This window comes from Providencia sp. Marseille-Q8014 (assembly GCF_965112055.1).
Genome location: NZ_CBCOPT010000001.1, coordinates 1,222,697 through 1,243,718, shown reverse-complemented (window position 1 = coordinate 1,243,718; position 21,022 = coordinate 1,222,697). Strand labels below are relative to the sequence as shown.

20 protein-coding genes are annotated in these 21,022 nt (G+C 38.8%); 8 read left to right on the top strand and 12 right to left on the bottom strand.

Annotated features, from left to right (window positions below; genetic code table 11):
• Window positions 1–124 precede the first annotated feature (124 nt).
• The 7 genes from dksA (at window position 125) to panD (ending at window position 5,858) form a co-directional block, all read left to right on the top strand.
• Window positions 125–580 carry an RNA polymerase-binding protein DksA gene (dksA, locus tag ACWPW6_RS05405; protein WP_004922522.1) on the top strand — a complete coding sequence of 152 codons (456 nt, stop codon included), beginning with the start codon at window positions 125–127 and terminating at the stop codon, window positions 578–580.
• Between the two features lie 62 nt (window positions 581–642).
• Window positions 643–1,533 carry a tRNA glutamyl-Q(34) synthetase GluQRS gene (gene gluQRS, locus ACWPW6_RS05400; protein ID WP_154622203.1) on the top strand — a complete coding sequence of 297 codons (891 nt, stop codon included), beginning with the start codon at window positions 643–645 and terminating at the stop codon, window positions 1,531–1,533.
• Between the two features lie 307 nt (window positions 1,534–1,840).
• Entirely contained in the window at window positions 1,841–3,190 is a 1,350-nt protein-coding gene (pcnB, locus tag ACWPW6_RS05395) for a polynucleotide adenylyltransferase PcnB (protein ID WP_208852759.1), read from the top strand.
• A gap of 1 nt (window position 3,191) precedes the next feature.
• Window positions 3,192–3,683: a 2-amino-4-hydroxy-6-hydroxymethyldihydropteridine diphosphokinase gene (gene folK / locus ACWPW6_RS05390; protein ID WP_154622204.1), complete on the top strand. Its 492-nt coding sequence runs from the start codon at window positions 3,192–3,194 to the stop codon at window positions 3,681–3,683.
• 58 nt (window positions 3,684–3,741) lie between these two features.
• Window positions 3,742–4,533, top strand: coding sequence for a 3-methyl-2-oxobutanoate hydroxymethyltransferase (gene panB, locus ACWPW6_RS05385; protein WP_154622205.1), 792 nt, complete (start codon window positions 3,742–3,744; stop codon window positions 4,531–4,533).
• A gap of 33 nt (window positions 4,534–4,566) precedes the next feature.
• Complete coding sequence (panC, locus tag ACWPW6_RS05380; protein ID WP_250000155.1) at window positions 4,567–5,430, top strand: pantoate--beta-alanine ligase; 864 nt, start codon at window positions 4,567–4,569, stop codon at window positions 5,428–5,430.
• A 47-nt stretch (window positions 5,431–5,477) separates the two neighbouring features.
• Window positions 5,478–5,858 carry an aspartate 1-decarboxylase gene (gene panD, locus ACWPW6_RS05375; protein WP_154622207.1) on the top strand — a complete coding sequence of 127 codons (381 nt, stop codon included), beginning with the start codon at window positions 5,478–5,480 and terminating at the stop codon, window positions 5,856–5,858.
• Between the two features lie 66 nt (window positions 5,859–5,924).
• Here panD and ACWPW6_RS05370 read toward each other — a convergent pair whose 3' ends face one another.
• The 12 genes from ACWPW6_RS05370 to ACWPW6_RS05315 form a co-directional block, all read right to left on the bottom strand.
• Window positions 5,925–6,968 (bottom strand): fimbrial protein, encoded by a 1,044-nt coding sequence (locus ACWPW6_RS05370; protein ID WP_154622208.1) that lies wholly within the window; start codon window positions 6,966–6,968, stop codon window positions 5,925–5,927.
• A gap of 14 nt (window positions 6,969–6,982) precedes the next feature.
• Window positions 6,983–9,433, bottom strand: a complete 2,451-nt coding sequence (locus tag ACWPW6_RS05365; protein WP_282563529.1) for a fimbria/pilus outer membrane usher protein — start codon at window positions 9,431–9,433, stop codon at window positions 6,983–6,985.
• A gap of 71 nt (window positions 9,434–9,504) precedes the next feature.
• Window positions 9,505–10,179, bottom strand: a complete 675-nt coding sequence (locus ACWPW6_RS05360; RefSeq protein ID WP_230086010.1) for a fimbrial biogenesis chaperone — start codon at window positions 10,177–10,179, stop codon at window positions 9,505–9,507.
• A gap of 70 nt (window positions 10,180–10,249) precedes the next feature.
• The gene (locus ACWPW6_RS05355) at window positions 10,250–10,825 is read right to left on the bottom strand and encodes a fimbrial protein (protein ID WP_154635637.1); all 576 of its coding nucleotides are present in this window, start codon (window positions 10,823–10,825) and stop codon (window positions 10,250–10,252) included.
• Between the two features lie 573 nt (window positions 10,826–11,398).
• Window positions 11,399–11,941: a fimbrial protein gene (locus ACWPW6_RS05350; RefSeq protein WP_250000153.1), complete on the bottom strand. Its 543-nt coding sequence runs from the start codon at window positions 11,939–11,941 to the stop codon at window positions 11,399–11,401.
• Window position 11,942: 1 nt separating this feature from the next.
• Complete coding sequence (locus ACWPW6_RS05345) at window positions 11,943–12,494, bottom strand: fimbrial protein (protein WP_154624216.1); 552 nt, start codon at window positions 12,492–12,494, stop codon at window positions 11,943–11,945.
• A 12-nt stretch (window positions 12,495–12,506) separates the two neighbouring features.
• On the bottom strand, window positions 12,507–13,571 hold the full coding sequence (locus tag ACWPW6_RS05340) for a fimbrial protein (RefSeq protein WP_250000151.1): 1,065 nt from the start codon (window positions 13,569–13,571) through the stop codon (window positions 12,507–12,509).
• 10 nt (window positions 13,572–13,581) lie between these two features.
• Window positions 13,582–16,152 carry a fimbria/pilus outer membrane usher protein gene (locus tag ACWPW6_RS05335; protein WP_154624218.1) on the bottom strand — a complete coding sequence of 857 codons (2,571 nt, stop codon included), beginning with the start codon at window positions 16,150–16,152 and terminating at the stop codon, window positions 13,582–13,584.
• Between the two features lie 33 nt (window positions 16,153–16,185).
• Window positions 16,186–16,824, bottom strand: coding sequence for a fimbrial biogenesis chaperone (locus tag ACWPW6_RS05330; RefSeq protein WP_250000148.1), 639 nt, complete (start codon window positions 16,822–16,824; stop codon window positions 16,186–16,188).
• 177 nt (window positions 16,825–17,001) lie between these two features.
• Window positions 17,002–17,553, bottom strand: coding sequence for a fimbrial protein (locus ACWPW6_RS05325; RefSeq protein ID WP_154624220.1), 552 nt, complete (start codon window positions 17,551–17,553; stop codon window positions 17,002–17,004).
• A gap of 758 nt (window positions 17,554–18,311) precedes the next feature.
• Entirely contained in the window at window positions 18,312–19,082 is a 771-nt protein-coding gene (locus ACWPW6_RS05320) for an ABC transporter permease (RefSeq protein WP_154622523.1), read from the bottom strand.
• Window positions 19,079–20,020 carry an ABC transporter ATP-binding protein gene (locus tag ACWPW6_RS05315; protein ID WP_154622524.1) on the bottom strand — a complete coding sequence of 314 codons (942 nt, stop codon included), beginning with the start codon at window positions 20,018–20,020 and terminating at the stop codon, window positions 19,079–19,081. The genes ACWPW6_RS05320 and ACWPW6_RS05315 overlap by 4 nt, the downstream gene beginning before the upstream one ends.
• Before the next feature lie 258 nt (window positions 20,021–20,278).
• On the opposite strand from ACWPW6_RS05315, the gene can reads away from it, so the two are divergent.
• Window positions 20,279–20,932: a carbonate dehydratase gene (gene can / locus ACWPW6_RS05310; protein ID WP_154622715.1), complete on the top strand. Its 654-nt coding sequence runs from the start codon at window positions 20,279–20,281 to the stop codon at window positions 20,930–20,932.
• The last annotated feature ends 90 nt before the right edge of the window (window positions 20,933–21,022 follow it).

Sequence of the window (21,022 nt, the reverse complement as noted above, 5' to 3'; positions counted from 1 at the left end):
TTCACAGCATTACAAAACTCATTGCATGAACGATTGCCAAGAGGGCACTCTTCTGCTATTTATAGCGACCTTAATTTTTCCCCCTTTGGGGTTTTGTGAAATTTGCGTGTGTAGGAGAAGCATTATGCAAGAAGGGCAAAAACGTAAGACATCGTCCTTAAGCATTCTCGCCATTGCCGGGGTTGAGCCCTATCATGAAAAGGCTGGCGAAGAGTACATGAACGAAGCCCAGTTGGCGCATTTTAAGCTCATTCTCGAAGCATGGCGCAATCAACTCAGGGATGAAGTAGACCGGACAGTTACTCATATGCAAGATGAGGCGGCTAACTTTCCAGATCCTGTTGATCGGGCAGCCCAGGAAGAGGAATTCAGCCTTGAATTACGCAACCGGGACCGTGAACGTAAGTTGATTAAGAAAATCGAGAAAACGTTGAAGAAAGTCGAAGAAGATGATTTTGGCTTCTGCGAATCTTGTGGAGTGGAAATCGGTATCCGTCGTTTGGAAGCCCGCCCTACCGCAGATTTGTGTATCGACTGTAAAACATTAGCAGAAATTCGCGAAAAGCAAATGGCTGGCTAATCGCTAATTATGGAGTCCTTAACGGCGCACCTCACATTGCGCCGTTATAAGGAAGTCTAATAATGAAGATCCCCTCGTCATCCTATGTTGGTCGCTTTGCACCCTCTCCCTCTGGTAATCTTCACTTTGGCTCTCTTGTTACTGCCTTAGGTAGCTATTTGCAAGCTCGTGCCCAGCAAGGTAAATGGCTAGTGCGTATTGACGATATTGACCCGCCCAGAGAGGTGCCTGGAGCTGCTGCAAACATTTTAAAAACATTGGAACATTACCAACTGTATTGGGATGAGCCTGTACTGTATCAATCAAAACGTCATGATGCTTATCGAGCCGCATTAGATAGCCTGCGTCAGCAAGGAAAAAGTTATTACTGCACCTGTTCACGTCAACGCATAAAAGAGCTGCAAGGGCATTATGATGGGCACTGCCGTAATTTGTACCTGCCTAATCACGACGCTGCCATTCGCTTAAAACAAACCCACCCTGTTTACCAGTTTACGGATCGATTGAGAGGAGAAATTTACACTGAAGCCAATATTGCTGAGGAAGATATTATTATTCATCGAAAAGATGGCTTGTTTGCTTATCATTTAGTCGTGGTTGTTGATGACCACTATCAAAATGTCACGGAAGTGATCAGAGGAGCCGATCTCATCCCCGCCACCTCACAGCAAATTTCGTTATATCACCATCTTTCATTACCCATTCCTGATTATGCCCATTTACCATTAATCCTAAATCATGATAATAATAAGCTCTCAAAGCAAAATCATGCTACAGCACTACCTATGACAGATCCTCGCCCAGTAATATGCCATGCGTTAAAGTTGTTAAATCAGCCTTCAATCGAGCATTGGCGGGACTTAAGCACGAGTGAGATTTTAAAAATCGCAACCGATAAATGGCAACTCAAAGCGATCCCATCTCATGATATTATTGATGATGCTTATAACTGAAAATGACTTTTATGCGTTTAAGCATTCTCAAAGAAAGGCCAGTAGGCTATGATTAGCCGCTTATTTTGTTTAATGAATATTAGTAACGATATCGAGGTGTACTATTTTTAACCGAGTAGCAAATTTCTGCCGCAATATTTTATCGCGAAATGACAAGGACACGCGTGACGCACAGGCAGCCGGTGAAAGGCCAGTCACTTATTCTGATACTGCGATAGCAAAGTCCGTAGAGCAGAACACTAAACAAACAAAAACCACGGTTCGTCATTCCAAGCGTGCCGGCATTCAGGCAGAGAAACCAGAGACAATGACGACTGATACGGATGAAAACATCACCATAATTCCGCGTTCAGAGCATACTATTTCACGCAGTGATATTAGTGATAATGCTTTGAAGGTACTTTATCGCCTAAATAAAAGTGGTTTTGAAGCCTATCTTGTTGGCGGCGGCGTGCGTGACTTACTCCTTGGTAAAAAACCCAAAGATTTCGATATTACCACTAACGCAACCCCAGAACAGATTCGTAAATTATTCCGTAATTGTCGGTTGGTGGGTCGTCGATTCCGCCTCGCTCATATTATGTTTGGGCCTGAAGTGATTGAAGTGGCGACTTTCCGTGGCCATCATGACCAAAATGAATCCGAAGACAAAAATCTCTCTCAGCAAGCCAAAAATGGCATGTTGCTACGCGATAATATTTTCGGTTCAATCGAAGAAGATGCTATCCGTCGAGATTTTACTGTTAACAGCCTCTACTACAATATCGATGATTTTTCTGTTCGTGATTATGTCGGGGGATTAAACGATCTTAAAGCGGGTATTATCCGCCTAATTGGTGATCCTGAAACGCGCTATCGTGAAGATCCTGTTAGGATGTTACGTGCGGTACGCTTTGCCTGTAAACTCAATATGCGAATTGAGCCAAAAACGGCTCAACCTATCGAACGTCTTGCTCCGCTATTACGCGATATCCCTTCCGCAAGGCTTTTTGAAGAATCATTAAAGCTATTACAAGCCGGACAAGGCTACGCAACCTACCAGATGCTAAAAGAGTATCATCTATTTGAGCAACTCTTTCCGGTTATTAGTAGCCGCTTTAGTAGCAACAATGATTCTCCAATGGAAAAAATCATTGAGCAAGTGCTCAAAAATACTGATTTTAGACTAAAAAATGATAAGCGCGTTAACCCTGCATTTTTATTTTCAGCCATGTTATGGTATCCGGTTACTGAACATGCTGAAAAGTTATCTCAAGAAGGTGGCCTAGCTTACTACGATGCCTTTGCACTCGCGATGAATGATATTCTTGACGATCAATGCCGTTCGATTGCCATACCAAAACGGATCACCACAACCATGCGTGATATTTGGCAACTACAATTACGTCTACCTCGTCGTCAAGGGCGTCGCGCCAATAAATTAATGGAGCACCCTAAATTCCGTGCTGCATTTGATTTATTAGAATTAAGAGCTAACGTTGAGCGTCGAAATGAGCTACAAGAGCTTGCTATATGGTGGGATGATTATCAGCGTTCAAACAACACCAAACAACGTGAAATGATTGCAGAATTAGGTAGTGCGCCAGTGCGTAAGCGCCATCGCCCACGTAAATCCTCATCTGGCGCTCGTAAGCCTAATAAAACTCAGGAGTCATAGAATGGAATTGGTCTATATTGCAATTGGCAGTAACCTTGGTGAGCCGTTAAAGCAAGCTCAACAGGCTATTGAAGCTTTAAATGCTATTCCAAAGAGCCGTGTAGCCAAAACATCGTCTATCTATCGCACCAAACCACTCGGGCCACAAGATCAAAATGATTTTCTCAACATAGCGGTGCTACTTGAAACTGAGCTTGAGCCTGAGACGTTGCTTGACCATACACAACGTATCGAACTTGAGCTTGGTCGAGTACGCAAAGCTGAACGCTGGGGTCCGAGAACACTTGATCTCGATATTATGCTTTTCGGTCATCAAGTTATTAATACACCAAGACTAACCGTACCTCATTATGGGTTAAAAGAGCGTGAATTCATGTTATATCCGCTCTATGAGATCGCCCCTAACCTTATTTTTCCTGATGGTGAACAACTATCAGAAAGGCTCACACATGTTCCACGTAACGGCCTCACTTATTGGGATATCACCGTCTAAACAGTGACCTTCCTAATAGAAGGGGTCATTCGTGGGATCTTTTCCGGAGGTTATTATAATGAAACCCATTTCTCTGGCTACTCTGGGTCAGTTCAAAAAAGACAAACACAAATTCGCAACCATCACGGCCTATGATGCCAGCTTTGCGCAGTTATTTGCAGAGCAAGGGATCCAAGTCATGCTTGTCGGTGACTCTCTGGGCATGACCGTTCAAGGCGAAACAAGCACGCTTCCCGTTACTGTTGAACAAATTGCTTACCATACTCGCTGTGTACGCAAAGGTGCTCCTGACGCATTTATCATCGCAGATATGCCATTCATGAGCTATGCAACACCAGAGCAAGCCTGTGCAAATGCGGCTGTTTTAATGCAAGCAGGGGCTAACATGGTAAAAATTGAAGGTGGCAGTTGGCTTTGTGATACCGTCAAGATGCTATGTGAACGTTCTGTACCTGTTTGTGGACACTTAGGACTCACACCACAAGCCGTTAATGTACTTGGTGGTTATAAAGTCCAAGGGAGAGATGAGGTCACCGCTAACCAATTAATGAAAGATGCCATCGCCTTAGAAAATGCAGGCATTCAGCTTTTGGTCCTTGAATGTGTTCCTACATCACTTGCGAGCAGCATCACTGAAGAGCTTCTGCTTCCCGTGATTGGCATTGGTGCAGGAAGTGGTACTGATGGGCAAATTCTCGTCATGCATGATGCATTAGGCATCACAGCTCGCCCACCTAAATTTGCCAAAAACTTTCTTGCCCAAGCAGGCAATATGCAAGATGCTATCAGGTTATATATTCAAGAAGTTGAAGCGGGGATCTACCCAAGTGAAGCTCACTCGTTTGAATAATGTCATTATGGCTCAATAATAAGGAATGCACACATGCTGATCGTCGAAACGTCGCCAATCCTCCGCCGTGAAATCCGCCGCTGGAAGCTAGATGGTAAACGTATTGCTCTTGTACCAACCATGGGAAACCTGCATGATGGGCATCTGACTTTAATTGATGAGGCAAAACAACAAGCCGATATTGTTATTGTTAGTATTTTTGTTAATCCCATGCAGTTTGATCGTCAGTCTGATTTAGCCAACTATCCTCGCACTCTGCAAGAGGATTGTGAGAAACTGAAACGTCGTGACATCAATCTTGTTTTTGCACCGTCAGTGAAAGATTTTTACCCAGAAGGAATGGATCAACAGACCTTTGTTGAAGTACCTGAATTATCATCAATATTGGAAGGTGCTAGCCGTCCGGGGCATTTCCGTGGTGTTTCCACCGTCGTGACCAAGCTCTTCAACTTAGTCCAACCTGATTTAGCGTTTTTTGGCGAAAAAGATTATCAACAACTACAACTGATTCGCAAAATGGTACATGACCTTTCATTTGATATACAAATTGTCTCTGTCCCTACCGTTAGGGCCAAAAATGGCCTGGCACTCAGTTCGCGCAATAATAACCTTTCCGCTGAAGAGCTAAAAATAGCCCCTCAATTGTACAATATCATGAGACAAACGGCAGATAAGCTCAGTGCAGCTCCAGAAACCGTTGATACATTGCTTCAAGAGACTGAAGATTTACTACGGCAAGCAGGTTTCACGCCTGATGAACTGTTTATCCGTGATGCAGAGACACTCGCCGCACTCAATACGAGAAGCAAAAAAGCGGTGATTTTAATGGCGGCATGGTTAGGTCAAACTCGGCTCATTGATAATTTACAGGTTGACCTACCCGCTGTTTCAGCTTAAAAAAATAAGCAAACACAGCATAAATATTAAGATGGCAGATAACAATTATGTTTAGAAAAATGCTACAAGGTAAGTTACACCGAGTCAAAGTAACACAAGCCGACCTTCACTACGAAGGATCATGTGCGATTGATCAAGACTTTATGGATGCAGCAGGGATCCTCGAATACGAAGCTATCGATATCTATAATGTTGATAACGGCGAGCGCTTCTCGACTTACGCGATCGCTGGGGAAAGAGGCTCTAAAATTATCTCGGTCAATGGCGCAGCTGCTCGCCGCGCTGCGGTTGGTGATAGGCTGATCATCTGCTCTTATGTGAGTATTAGCGATGAAGATGCGCGCCAACATAAACCGAAAGTTGCTTATTTTGACGGCGATAACGTCATGAGCCGCATAGCTAAAGCCGTTCCGGTACAAGTCGCTTAATCTCTTTAACCCCCAGCGATGAGAAACTCACTGGGGGTTATACTTTTTCATCGTGGTCAAATTAGCTTAGTCAAACTGCAAAACAAATTGTGCCGTTGCTTCCGCTTTCCCCGCTTTTATCGAATGGCTATAACGATAATATTCCGCCTTCAGAGGAACCATCGTTTCCCCTTTCTCTAAATCCGCTAATTTAACGAACGTTTGATTAACCAAAACATTATCATTACTTAATGGTGATTTCACCACGTAACCAATCCCACTTGCATTACTCCCCTGCCCTTCATTATCAATCTTAATAACCGCATCTTTGCCATCATAACTTTCGGTTTTATTAGCTATCAATTTGATCTTAGCTGAAACATTTCCCGTACAAACGATTTTGATATTCTCTTCAACAGCGGATGACTGAGAAGGAAAGCCTATTGACGAAAATGCGGTTATGGGTAAACGAGGCAATGTAAACGTCAAATCGGTATTTTGAGCAGAACAAGATGTGGGTGCACTTTCGACCTTACCTTTTAATCGATAAGTGAAACCGACTTTCGTTGACCCACCACCTGACTCAAAACGTTTAATTAACACTGAACCAATCACTGAGTTAGTAAAGGTAGTCGGTGTTGGATTATCTTTTGCGGCATAGAAAATAACTGTCGCATCAAGTGGCATTAATGACCCTTCAGGTACGGGTAACTCTTGCCCTGGACGATTACGAAAAGGGAGTCCGGTTCTATTATCAATCAACACATAAACAATATTTGCAGGTCCACCCGCGTGAACATGATAAGCAGGTCGACCGTCAATATCCCCATAGTATCGAGCATAAATACCGCTACCTTCACCATACGTTGCATAACCATAAACTTGTGAATCAGGCCCGCACTGAGCAATACCACCACGCCCACTCTCACGTTCGAAGGTGTAGCGCCCAAGTTCATCATGTTTTTTGATCACGCCACTCAATTTAATATCAATCGTGGCACGCATTGCTGAATGATCTTGTCCATCCCCGCCGGGGAGACAGTCCTGAGCAGAAAAACTTTTATTTATACCAACGAGCATTAAAATTAAGCTCAGTACCAAAACACGACCTAAATGTATTTGTTTTTTCATTGCTAGTGCTCCTTTTAACGGCACTCTGAATTAAGCATATAAAGCCCATTCGTTGGTATAGCCTTTTCGATGTTATAATTCACAGTACAGGATTCATTAACACCATCATTTGTCCAATTAACCTTAATTTGGCCTTTCGGTTTATCCGCGACTAAATACAGCGTATTAAAATTAGAAACTAAATGAGTCGCGTCGTCTTCTGTCACCGCTTTCGCTCCAACAGGTAATTCTTTATTCATTGGAAGCTGTAGCTTAAATAATAACTTGTAGCCTTTCTTCGCTTCAAAATCCGCGAGTATTAATGCGCCTTTTGTCGGAATAACATTATTAATAATATTATTCTCAATTTCGGTATCCTCAGGAATTGTTTTCGTATCAATCGCTAATGTATTTTTACGATACGGAGCAATACCTGGCACAACCGCCAAACCAGATGAGTTAGTTTCTACAGAATGTCCATTAATGACACCAACCCCAGCGGCATCTTTCGTCAAGATCAACGCACTCGTATCTTGCATTGACGGGGCTAGCACCATGCCATATTGCGTACCAACTAATGATCCGCTAATACCATAGTTAAAGTTTTTGTTATTATCGTTGTAAGCATATCCAGCATTCACCACCGCATAAGGAGAGCGATAAGAACTGCTTAATCCACCTGAATATCCAACACCTTTATTACTGTAACTTTGATAAATATCCCAAGTACCACGATATGATTCACCGTAGCTTCCATTTAATCGTGCCGTTTGTGATGTCCTATGCTGATCATCTGTTGAGATCCCATAATTGACATACACAGTATTATCAAATACATCAAATGGCACACTGATATTTAAACTCAGGTTATATGAGCTTTTATTATCGTTTTGGAACTGCCTACCTTTTGAGTAAGTGTAATAGACACTATAATGCACCTTATCTATATTGCTGTTAAAACCCGCATTATAAGACTGTTGTTTATTACCACTTGCATATTCATAAACAACAGTATTTAAGTTGATAGAGCTAGCACTTCCCAAAATTGGCTGAGACAATGATGCAGTATATTCATTTTTCAATTTATCATAACTGCCATGGTCTTTATTCTCATAAGAGAATGCATCATCAATATTTAAGAAATTGTTATCAAAGTGACGAAAACCGGCCAGTGATAAACTGGTATTGGTCATTTCAATACGTTTTGAGTAATTAACTCTAAACGCATTTCCACTTAATGTCGTTTTATTTTCAACATTAGCGCGAGAATGCACCATATCAGTCGTAATTGCACCGACATTTCCTAAGTTAAAACCCGTACCAATTGCGTAAGATTGATAATGTTTAGAATACAATACGCCACTAAAAACGGTGACAAAATCTGTCAGCCCATAATAAACTTCAGCTTCATTAATATAACGACCATCACCTTTGTTATTACCGTCATACTGACCACTAGAGAAACTGTATTTTAACTTCCCTTTTCTTTCTAAAAACGCAATGGAAGAAAAAGGAACAATAAAATTCACTTCGTTACCACTCGCCTCTTGCACTGTAACATACAAATTACCACCATTACTCATTGGGTAATAATCAGTAATTTCAAAAGGTCCTGCTGGTACACTTTTCTTATAGATAACCTGTCCATTTTGAACAATGGTTACCACTGATTCAGAGTTGGCAATACCATTCACACTCGGAGCATAATTCGTTAAATCGTATGACTCCATTTGTCTGTCAGTCGCTAACTTAACCCCTTTAAATTTAAAGGAGTCAAAGAGCTGTGAGTTTGTATATAAATTCCCTAGTGTTAGCTCACTTTTAATTGTATTAATATTTCGTGATAGCGTGTTACTGATGCTATTCCACTTATTTTTTTCTCTCTCATTGTTTGACCAAGTTGAATAATTACGATAACGCCACGCACCTATATTGACTTTACTTTGGATATTACCGTAATAATTATCATCAACTTTGCCATTTTCATAAGTGTTAAATGCTGAAAATGAATAATTAACGAATATCGCTGGAATACCATTATCCCACTGTTCTTCTTCTATTTGTTTGATACGCTGTTTATTAATCATTAACTGAGGAACAGTTAATGAAAAAACTTTGGTATTTAAATCAAGATAATGGCTAACATATTCAATATCATTAATATTAAAACATTGCTGCTCATCTTTTATCTGTGACTGGAAATCAATACCAAAACTTTCCCACTCAGAAAAACTAAAGCAAGGCGTTAGCTGTTCACCGCCATTCGCAGTAGACATCATGACAAAATTGATATCTTTAGTAAAAACTAAATTATTATTAATAAAAAACTTCACATGATATTTCCCTGGTGAAATATCATTTTCTCTGAAAACATCCAAGTCTTCATTCGTGAGCTGTGTTCCCATTCCTGCTATATTTAATAAGCTAGGTGGATAGTAATCAGCAGCACGCATATCTAATGAATATGATGCAAATAAAACAGCCATAACAATAGGCGAGCATGGATATTTTTTATAAAAAAACGATTCATAGGCCTTTACTCAGCTTTTTGAGATTATTATTTTATCGTATAACTGCTATCTAACCCTTTACCATAATCATTGATATAGTTCAGAGAAATTGTATGCATACCTGCACCTAATTTAGGAATATTTATAGTCGTTTCAGAACGAGGTTCTAAATAACTTGGTGCTTCAACTTCTTTACCATTCACCTTAAGTTTCGCTATATTGATATAAAAAGGTGTCGGGTTGTTGACTTTTATACCTGATGCCGCTTTAGACCAAGCCAGTTCATTTACTGACTCTTCTACTTTTTTATCTGATAATGCTGTGGGACGATAAATTAATTTTATTTTATTTGTCATTGAATAACGTAAAACGTGTTCTAGATCTTCACTGCTAGGCGCGACAAATTTAACATTAAGCCAATATAATGATTCCTTATCGCTTGGTAATGTCGACACTTTCATTAGCTGAATCGTATTTTTTTGTTCAGCTCTTAATTTCACTAATGGTGGTGTTACCGCGAAATCTTGTGTTACATTACCCTTTTTATCTTCTACCCAAGATTGAAGTAAGTAATTCCGATTTTTATCCGTATTAAATGCAACAACGCCTTCACTTTTATCTTTTTCATGATAAATCACACGAGTAGTTTCTAAACCAAACCCAGCATAGCTTGATGAAATAGAAACACAGAATAGCGATAATGCAGAAATTATTTTCTTCATAAACATAGGCCCCATGATAGAAAAGTTAACGCAGATTAATAATTCATAATTAATAATCTGCGTTAGCAAATTATTTATAAGTAATTTTATAATTTAATGTTGCGTTAGCTTGGCCTGCTTCTACTGTATCATCCGTACTAACGTATTTTGCGATGAAAGTTCCACGCCATTCAGAACTAGAACCATTCACTTTAATATCTTCACTTTTACTACCATTGACTTTTAAAGCTCTAGATGGCTGATCTTCACGATAAATACGGATACCAATATTTTTTGCTACATTAGTACTACCTTTATTATCTAATTCTAAAATAGTGTCATCATAGCGATTTGCATTACCCGTCAAATTAATAGAAACGGTTCCTTGGTCTGGGCAATCAACTAATTCAACTTTTAATTTACCATCACCACCGGTACCACCAACTTCATCACCTTCATCACTAAACTCACTCGTTGCAAAACGTCCCATTTTGACTTCAGCATTCGGTGAATAACTATCGTTTAAGTTAATGGTACAAGTCGCATTATAAATAAGCCCTTTAAATGAAATTGTGCCATTTTGTTCTGCTGCTGTAGCAGTAGCTGAAAATGCAAATGCGGAAGCAATAACAGCCATAATCATTTTTTTCGTTGATAATGTTTTCATGAATATACCTTTATACTCTTATCAGTAAATGTAACTCTATTAGTCATTTATCAATGAATTAATAGGGCGCATCAGACAATACTCTCCTAAAGCTTAATTGATAAATTTCAAAAGCATTTTGAGTAAAAAAAAGAATCAATATTATTAAATCTTGTAACCCACATTATGAGTAACAAGTAAAGTGAGTATATAGGATAGAAATGATGATGAGTTTATGTAAATTTTTCTAAATGTAAATTTACGATGCTCTAAAAAATACTTTAGAACTCTATAATTCATTGTTATAAATGACTTTTATTTTTTGATCGACATCAAAAAATAAACATAAAGTGTTAGGATTGAAAAAATAGAATAATATCAATATGTTAGTCATATGGGATTGTACTTATAAATATTCTGACCTTTACTCTTTTTTGTATTATTTTTTTACACTTACTTTAAGTAACCTTAATAATAACGATTATTGACAGTCGCATTACGACAGCAAATGATTGTAGTGAACCCCAAAAACAAAAACCAAGATAAGCGTCACAAACTTTATCTTGGTTTGAATCGTCATCATCAAATACATGGTTATTGATAAACAATGTCGATTGTCATCGATGCATTCGCGCTACCTGAGGTCACTTTCTCTTCCATTTGCTTATAATAGCCACGCATTAAAATCGCAATATCACCATCCTTCTTAACCGTTTTGATGATTTCATTTCGTTTGTTTAGCTCTAATACTTTCCAGTTACCACTTTCTGTAAAATATTCAGTCTCTATACCGACTCCCGTCGCACTGCCGCCTTCTGCGTTGAGAGCAAGTACACTTGAATGCCCTAAATAGCTATTCCCCTCAGGTATAAAAATCACCGGAATATCACTTGGGCATTTCAACGTAATCGACCAATCTTTTTTTTCACTGGTAGAACCAATATTGCCACCAAATCCTGTTGAACTGAGATAAATATCCCCTAATTTAATATCTTCACTTTCCTTTGAGGTAAGATCACAGGTGGCTGCTTTGACTGAACCTGTAATATTCACTAGCGTGTGATATCCATACGCTTGATTGAGTGTCAGTTCCAACAAGCCGACCAACGCAATACCGAGTATTTTTTTTATCGCCATATTAATTTGCCTGTACGACAAAGGTAACCGACGCATTAGCCTTACCTTGTGTAAGCTTAGTATTGGTTTGAACATAACGCGCCCTAACCTTTAACGACGTATTACCTTTATTAACCGCTTCATTTTTCATGAAGTTATAAAGCGTATTGATATTTCGATTGACCCAGCGATGAGACGCATTTTCATAACTTTGTATTTCAATCGCTGCTCCTGTCGAATAACCATTACCTTTATCGAGAGATAAATATTTTCCACTGGACTCTGAAGCACCTTGAAATTGGCCATTCAATAGACTCATTGAGTCAGGGCACTCAAACTCAAGTGTAAATTCAACCCAATCTGATTGGGTATTTTGTGCACTGCCAAAACCATTTTGGCTTTTCGTTAACCATGTGCCCAAATCAACATTGATATTCTGTGTTTTAATGCCACAAGTGGAGTATTTAATACTCCCTTTATAATGAATATTCACCATTGCCGTGGCATGATTGACCATGCAGGAAAGCAGCGACATGGTCAGAAAATAACGTATCAATTTATCGCGCTGTTTCATGACATCAGGTCCTTAATCATAGACAAACGTCATTGTTAATGCCGCATTTCCAGAACTAGGTTTGACGGTATTAGCTGTTTTTATATATTTAAAAATAAAGGGAACGCTATAAAGCTTATTTCCTTGTTCGGAGCGAAATAAAAATCGATGGTATTTGCCAATCACATTGCTGTCCCCACCAATTTTTAATGGCGTAGGATCATCCCTATGAAAAACCTGCACACCATAACCGGGAGAATTAGAATTATCAGTTAACTCAATGACATCTCGGCCTATACTCGGGGTTCGTCCATATTCGCCAATAGAAACATACACCCGAATACCCGCATTACATCTCATATCAACATTTTCTTCCGCTGATCCAAAATGTGATCCCGTAGATAATTTATTAACTTCGTTAAGGTCATGTTCACCCAAGTCAACATTTAATCGTCTCGTATCAATCTCGCAAGTAGAGGCTGTTGATGTCAAATCAGTATAACCATTACTGACATAACCATAGTAAGTGATATTTTTGTTATCCATTTTATAACATTGGATAAATGCTCGAGCATCTCGAGTAATGTTTGTCTTTCCAAGAGGGGGAATACCGTCAACTCTCACCCGCGCATAAGCAATTTCAAGATTTAATCTAGGGCTCGGCTTATGTATTTCATATTTAAGGCCATTAGTACCATGTAAGAGGGGTTGCCATTTCCGTTGGCCTTCTTCCCTAAACCCCCATGCATAACCAATTCCTTTAACAGTACTCGCATAAACAGGAAATGACACGCCATCATAATTTATCGTTAGCCCAGTCTCTCGTGAAGAGCCATCACGTATCATAAAATATTCGAAGTTTTCTCTCTCATTAGGATTATTTAGATTACTGTCACAGGCTATTCCTGAGTAGATTTGCCACCCTTCACCGATTATTTCTCCTGATGCCATTTCAGCTTCCGCAGTACCAAAAGATAATTTAGAATCTGGTATGTCGATGTCTGGACTTATATCTGAGGCCCTAGCCATATTCATGCAGCTAAATAGCAATCCCAGCACAAACAGGATAAATTGTGTTTTTGAAATTAATCTATGCATTAGTTTCCCTTTATTCACATATTATCTGTAATGATGCGACTGGCATTTGCTTTTCTTTATCATTCAATTGGTAATGTGCTGTACATTGCTCGTTAGAATGATTCCCCCATTTAATATGGATTTTCCCTTTTTCTGGCATGCCACTTAGATAAATATCGCCATTATCGCCAACAATGCCACTACTACTGATTTCAGGGTGATCCGAAACTAATTGCCCAACTGAACCAAAAGGAATCGCTCTAGCATGATAGGAAACATTGAATAAAATCCGATATCCTGTGTAAGTTTTAAACTCTGCTAGCATAGCCGCACCTTTTGTCGGTATTAGCGTGGCTGAATTTTTTTGTAGGTCAACATTATCCGGTAATGAGGTTGTATCTAATGAAATTTCATTCTGTGCGTAGGCATTTAAATAAGGGACGATCGCATAGCCACGACTATCGGTACGAATCCCTGTTTTATTTTGAATTTTAACGCCTTCTGCTCCTGGCGCTTTAACAATAGCGAACGAGTCATAAATAGGTTGTGATAATGTCACGCCGTCAGAATGTACAACAATGGCGCCATTTAAACCGTAATTAGCGCGCTGTGAAAATCGGTCATAACTATAACCGGCATTCGCTATCCCATAACCACTTTTATAGGATAATGATGCATTACCTTGGGCTCGCTGGTTACGATTACCATACGACTGCTGAACGGAATAGTTTAGGTTCTTATCTTCTAACAATGAGCCGCTTAAACCGGCCATATAATTGCTATCGCCATGGTTATTACTACTCATAGACATATTTAGCATGCTATCACCAAAAGCAGATCCACTAAGAGGTATACTTAAGGAAAAGACAAATTGATGATCAGCTTTGTTATTGCCTGCAAAATCCGAGTAACTATAGTTAAATGTGTATAAATAACCTTTGTGGCTATTGCTATAGCCTGTATTTACCGTACGCTCTTGCCCTCGTTGATTCCAAAAATCCTGCTGGTAAGCAGAGGCATAAATATTGCCATAGTCCCCTAAACTTTGGTTAATCATGGCTTGATAACGATTTTTTTTGTTATACAGGCGGTCATTATAATTGTTTGAATTGGCCTCTGAGAAAGTATAAAAACCCTCAGTTGAATAACGGTAACCCGCAAAAGTTAATGTTGTACCTGTCGACAACATATTTTTAGTATATTGAAAACGGTATGACTGCCCCGTTTTTCGTTGATGATTAAATTGTGAAAATTTTGTTTTTGCTTGAGTAACATCTGCTGATAACGCGCCTACATAGCCTAAATTTAACCCCAAACCCGCTGCGTATGATTGGTAATCGTCTGAAAACAATCCACCACCGTAAGCTGTGACCCCTTTTGGTAAACCATAAATAGCCGTCATTTGCGCAAAATTAGGTTCTTTACTACTGCTATTTTGTTTAAATTTCCCCCCAGTTACCGAATATTTAAATTGCCCTTCACGTTGCATAATCGCGAGAGAGGAAAAGGGAACAACAAACGAGCGTTCACTGCCATCCGCTTCTTTGACTGTCACGGTTAAGTCGCCACTGGTTCCCGTTGAGTAAAGGTCATTAATTTCAAATGGGCCTGGTGATACATAGGATTGGTAAATAATGTAGTCATTTTGTTTGATGGTCACTTCAGCATTGCTTTGTGCTATTCCCCTAATTATCGGCGCAAAACCACGCAATGAGCTGGGGATCATTGATTCATCAGAGGCCAGTTTTATCCCGCGAAATTGAAAACCATCAAATATATCACTCGGTGTTGAGGTATCCCCAATCGTTAATTGGGATTTTATTGAATTAATACCACGTTCAAGATAGGTTTCGATATTTTGCCATTGGCTTCGATTATCCTGATAAGAATAGGTCGAATAATTTTTTAAACGCCAAGGACCAATATTTAGCCCACTACGTAAATTAACATAATGGGAAGAGCTGTCCGCACTGGAGGATTTATACCATGTATTAGAGCCTCGATAGAAATAGCTCAGTACCAGTGCAGGAATACCATCATTCCATAAGCTAGGATCAACCGTACCTGACGCTTTTTTGCTCATCGCTATTTGCGGAACAGATATCATCAGCTTCTGCTGGGTTAATTGAAGCCGTGTATAAGCATCTGGTATATAATGAGAAATATCATCAATGGGCTGATCATCTGATAATTTATCAAAACTAGCGATATGTTTTACATCCACCCCCCAATTTTCTAGTTCACTTTTAGTTAAAACAGGGACGAGTTTGTGATTTTCCCCATTATTAATAAACATAAGGGATTCAGAGCCGACTTTCAGCCCATTTAGTATGATATCGACATGATATTCCCCTGCCTTCTGCCCACCCGGTGTCGAGAATTGCTCTAAGCTTTGTAATTCAGCAACATCTTGTCCATTAACAGGGGTTAATGAATGCGGGCTGAAGTAGTCATCAGCAAAAGCTCCCGAGACAAATACCACACTCACCGGTATTGTTAAGCTCGCGATAAATTTGCCAAACAAATGAGGATTCATCTTTCTAAATTCAAATATGGACACTAAATTTTGTTGTATTAACGCTTTTTCTCTAAAAATTAGCATAGTGGCAAAATTCCATACCTGATATGGTTTTTATTATTTTAGTGTTTGCTCTTGGCTATCGGTAATAGCGCCCGCATCAGACACTGCCTTCCACATAACTTTATTACCTTGTGCACCGGAAATATTCCATGATTGTTCACCCATAGGAGGAAGCATCGCGGGTTCATTGATAGACTTATTTCCTACCTGCAAATCACTGAAAGACACATAATAAGGTGTTGGATTTTTGCCCACTAACATATTGCCATTTCTTTCAAATGTGACTTTTTTATAGGCGTTTTCGGCGTCTGAGTTAAATAAAGATTTAGGGCGATAAATTAATTTAATTCTATTGTTAATTGAAATAGTTAAGTTATTTTTTGCTTTTGGATCCGTTGGGGGAATGGATTTTACATTTAGCCAAAAAATAGACTCTCTATCTTCGGGAAGATCTTTGCCTGTATAGACAATCCGCAAAGAGTTAGTTGATTCTGGTTCGATACGAAATAATGGTGGTGTTATTACAAAAGGTAATTTGGCTTGATTTTGTCCCTCAAAGTTATCAATCCATGATTGGATCAAGTAAGGGCGTTTGTCATTATTACGTACAGAAATTGAAGCTTCTTTGCTGTTTGCATCATAAATAACGCGGGTACCACCAAGAACAACACTTGCATATGCTTGCGTCATCATCAAAAAAATGCAACAACCGCTGATATTACTATTTTAAACATAACATATCCTATAAATACGGAGTAAATTTACTCAATGGTTAGCGGAAAACCAACCTAACTCCGTTAATGCTTATTCGACATGGTTAAATTAATGTGGGAACAATCTCCCACATTAATAATGGCTATTCATCTTGCATTATTGGTTATAGGAAATAGTGACAGTAACATCTGCGTTAGCTGCGCCCGCTTTAGCGGCCTCTGTTGTGACATAACGCGCGTAGTACGCTTTTTCTCCACTATTACTTGCACCAGTAAGTTCAATTTCACCCGCTGGCTCACCAGGAGTAATATACGCTGTATCACTCTCATTATGGGTAATACCAATTCCAGCGCCTACATCTGTTGTCGTTTTATATAAGCTAGGGTTTGTTGCGTTAGCTGTACCAGAGAAAGTGATTTTGGCTTTTTTAATGACATCAGGGCAGCCATTCAATGCGATCACAAATTTTGTTGGTGTTGTTGTCTCATTTGCATTTTGCAGATTGCTAACAAGCCACGTACCTAATTGTACAGTTCCTTCATTAGAATTTTCATTATTTGTTTCGATCGAGCAAGTAGAATCAACAAATTGCCCCTTAAAATGAATAGTTCCGGTTTCTTTACCATCAGTGACATCGGCATTTGCAGCACCGACAAATAAGGACATAGTAATAGCTGAAGTAACTAATAAGACTTTATTTAGTTTCATCTTGATGACTCCTAAAATATATAATTTATTATCTTAGTTTTTATTGCCATATAACTATGAAATTACATAGTTTAATGAAGTTATTTTCATACCTAAACACCTAAATGGAGTATATTCAATTTATATTGAAAATCCAGCTTATCCGATAAAAATAAACATTTGCAATAGGTCACCATAAAACACCAACAAAACAAAAATCAAAACACAACAATAAAAATTAACCACCCAAAAATGACAAATACACAAACAAATAATCCATCACAACCATCGTAATCTATATTATCTAAAAATACATAAATGTAACGCAATATTACCCTATATTACACCAACAAAAGAGATATTTTAGATGCAATAATTCACAAAAAAAATAAAAGCCAATATAATCAAAAGTTTTTTATGGGAAATAATTTTTGTTAGCTCGAAAATAAACTTAAATTTAATATTTAAATTCTTCTAATTTTTTTTGTTCGTTACATTTGAACACACATAGCCAATGCATCATTATTTTTATTTTTCTTATTAATGGATGTTATTATTTCTGTAGGGCACTATTTTTGAGAGAGATTAAATAAGTAAAAATACTTAAAATTTTCTGTGTATATTTAACAGTCATTGGTTTTGGTTAAATATCAACATTCACACAGCGATAAATAGGGCTTTAAATATCGAGTAGTGTACAAAAAATAAGCCTCCAAACAATTGATTCTCAACTATTAGGAGGCTGTATTATTGAACTTTTATAGAATAAAACGATGTTATTAGCTTCTTAAGCCGCGACCTTGTTCAATTAAATACCAAGTCAGCGCATAAAAAACAATCAAAAAGACCAGCAACACGCCTAATGTCACAGCAATTGATACATCCGCAATGCCTAAAAAACCGTACCTAAAGCCACTTATCATATAAACAATTGGGTTTAATTTTGATACGGCCTGCCAAAACGGCGGCAATAATGAAAGCGAATAGAAGACCCCCCCTAAATAGGTTAACGGCGTCAACACAAACGTAGGAACGATACTAATATCATCAAATGTTTTCGCAAAAATGGCATTCAATAAGCCTGCAAGTGAGAAAACAATTGCCGTTAATAGCAACGTGATGACGACCATTCCCCAAGAATGCACTTGTAGAGGGATAAAAAATAGCGAAACGATAGTCACCAATAATCCAACTAAAATACCACGAGCGACGCCTCCCCCGACAAATCCAGCAATAATGACATGCGTTGGTACAGGTGCAACAAGCAACTCTTCAATATTTTTCTGGAACTTAGAACCAAAAAACGAGGAACAAACATTGGAGTAGGAATTGGTGATTACGGCCATCATAATCAAACCGGGGACAATAAACTGCATATAGTCCACCCCGCCCATATCACCAATTCGCGAACCGATCAGGTTCCCAAAAATAACAAAATAGAGAGACATGGTAATGACTGGCGGTAATAACGTTTGTACCCATATGCGACCAAAACGGGTCACCTCTTTTATCCAAATAGTTTTTAATGCAACCCAATACAGAGAAATCATTGTGCTTCCTCCATATGCGTAGCATCACTGTCTTTTTTGACTAAATTCACAAAAAGTTCTTCCAATCGATTGGCTTTATTGCGCATGCTCAAAATTTCCACACCTTGTTCATTAAGCTGGCTAAATACGCCGTTAAGCCCTTGCTCTCTTTTGACATCCACTTCTAAAGTGGATGTATCCAGTAAACGCGTCTCATATCCCTTCAGATCAGGTATTGGGCTTCTCGTTCCCAAATCAAAAATAAACGTTTCTGATTCCAACTGACTTAATAACTGCTTCATACTGGTGTTCTCAACCAGTTCGCCGTGTTGAATAATGCCGATATTGCGGCAAAGCATTTCAGCTTCTTCAAGATAATGTGTCGTCAAAATAATCGTCGTACCTTGAGCATTAAGCTTTTTCAAAAAACTCCACATAGAGCGACGTAATTCAATATCGACCCCTGCTGTAGGTTCATCTAAAATTAATAACTTAGGTTCATGCATCAAAGCTCGTGCAATCATTAAGCGGCGTTTCATCCCCCCTGATAAATTACGAGCACGCTCATTACGTTTTTCCCATAAATCCAGCTGAGTTAGGTATGTTTGGGCACGTTGATGCGCGACTGCACGAGGAACACCGTAATAGCCAGCTTGATTCAATACTATCTGTAACACCGATTCGAAAGGGTTAAAATTAAATTCTTGAGGAACCAATCCTAGTTGTTGTTTGGCTTGCACGACTTGTTTGTCTAAATCATAACCAAAAACCTTAACAGACCCACTCGTTTTATTGACCAATGAGCTAATGATTCCTATTGTGGTGGACTTACCCGCGCCATTAGGGCCAAGTAACGCATAAAAGTCACCATCTTCTACGCTTAGGTCAATCCCTCGTAAGGCTTTCACCCCACCGGAATAGGTTTTGGTTAGCTGCGATAACTCAAGTGCGTAAGTCATATTTAAAAAACACCTTTATTCTTGGGTAGGTTTAGGAGCAATATAATACTATGATGCCATTTTTTCCTGATCACTGTTATGCAGAAAAGAGAAAATAGGTATATGCTAGCTAATTCAATTGGTTAGCTATATCAATATTGTCTAATCAGAATGAAATATGCATCATAGGAATGTAAAAATTAATATAACTGAATATTAATTAATAAATAAATGTTGTATAAGATTTTACCGTAAAGTAACACAACTAGGCTATACGTCATGATGAGAAAAATTGAAGAGCTGTTTGCTAACAACGAAGCATGGTCAGCTTCTGTAAATGAAAAAAATCCTGAATTCTTTAAAGAGTTATCTAAAGCTCAAAAGCCAAGATTCTTATGGATAGGGTGTTCAGACAGCCGAGTACCTGCTGAAAAATTAATTAATGCGGCGCCAGGTGATCTTTTCGTTCACCGTAATGTTGCTAACTTAGTTATTCACACTGACCTAAACTGCTTATCGGTCATCCAATACGCTGTTGATGTTCTTCAGGTTGAGCATATTATCATCTGCGGCCACTATGGATGTGGTGGTATTGAGGCTGCTGTTGACAATACAGAGCTTGGCTTAATCAATAACTGGCTACTGCATATCCGTGATATTTGGTACCGACATAGCTCGATGCTCGGTGAACTAAAACCTTGTGAACGTTTAAATCGTTTATGTGAACTAAACGTTGTTGAGCAAGTTTATAACCTTGGTCATTCAACCATTATGCAGTCAGCTTGGAAACGCGGGCAAAAAGTGATGATCCATGGTTGGGTTTACGGTATCAACAATGGTCGCTTGCATGACCTACACACAACAGCGGATAGTCGAGAAAGACTTGAATTGTGCTATCGTGAAGCTATCGCCAAACTGACAAACAAAAAATAAGTTTTATGCTTTAGCTAACGAAAAGGGCTGTTTATCAGAACAGCCCTTTTTATGAGGAAACTCGTACAAGTGAGTACTAACACCAAGATT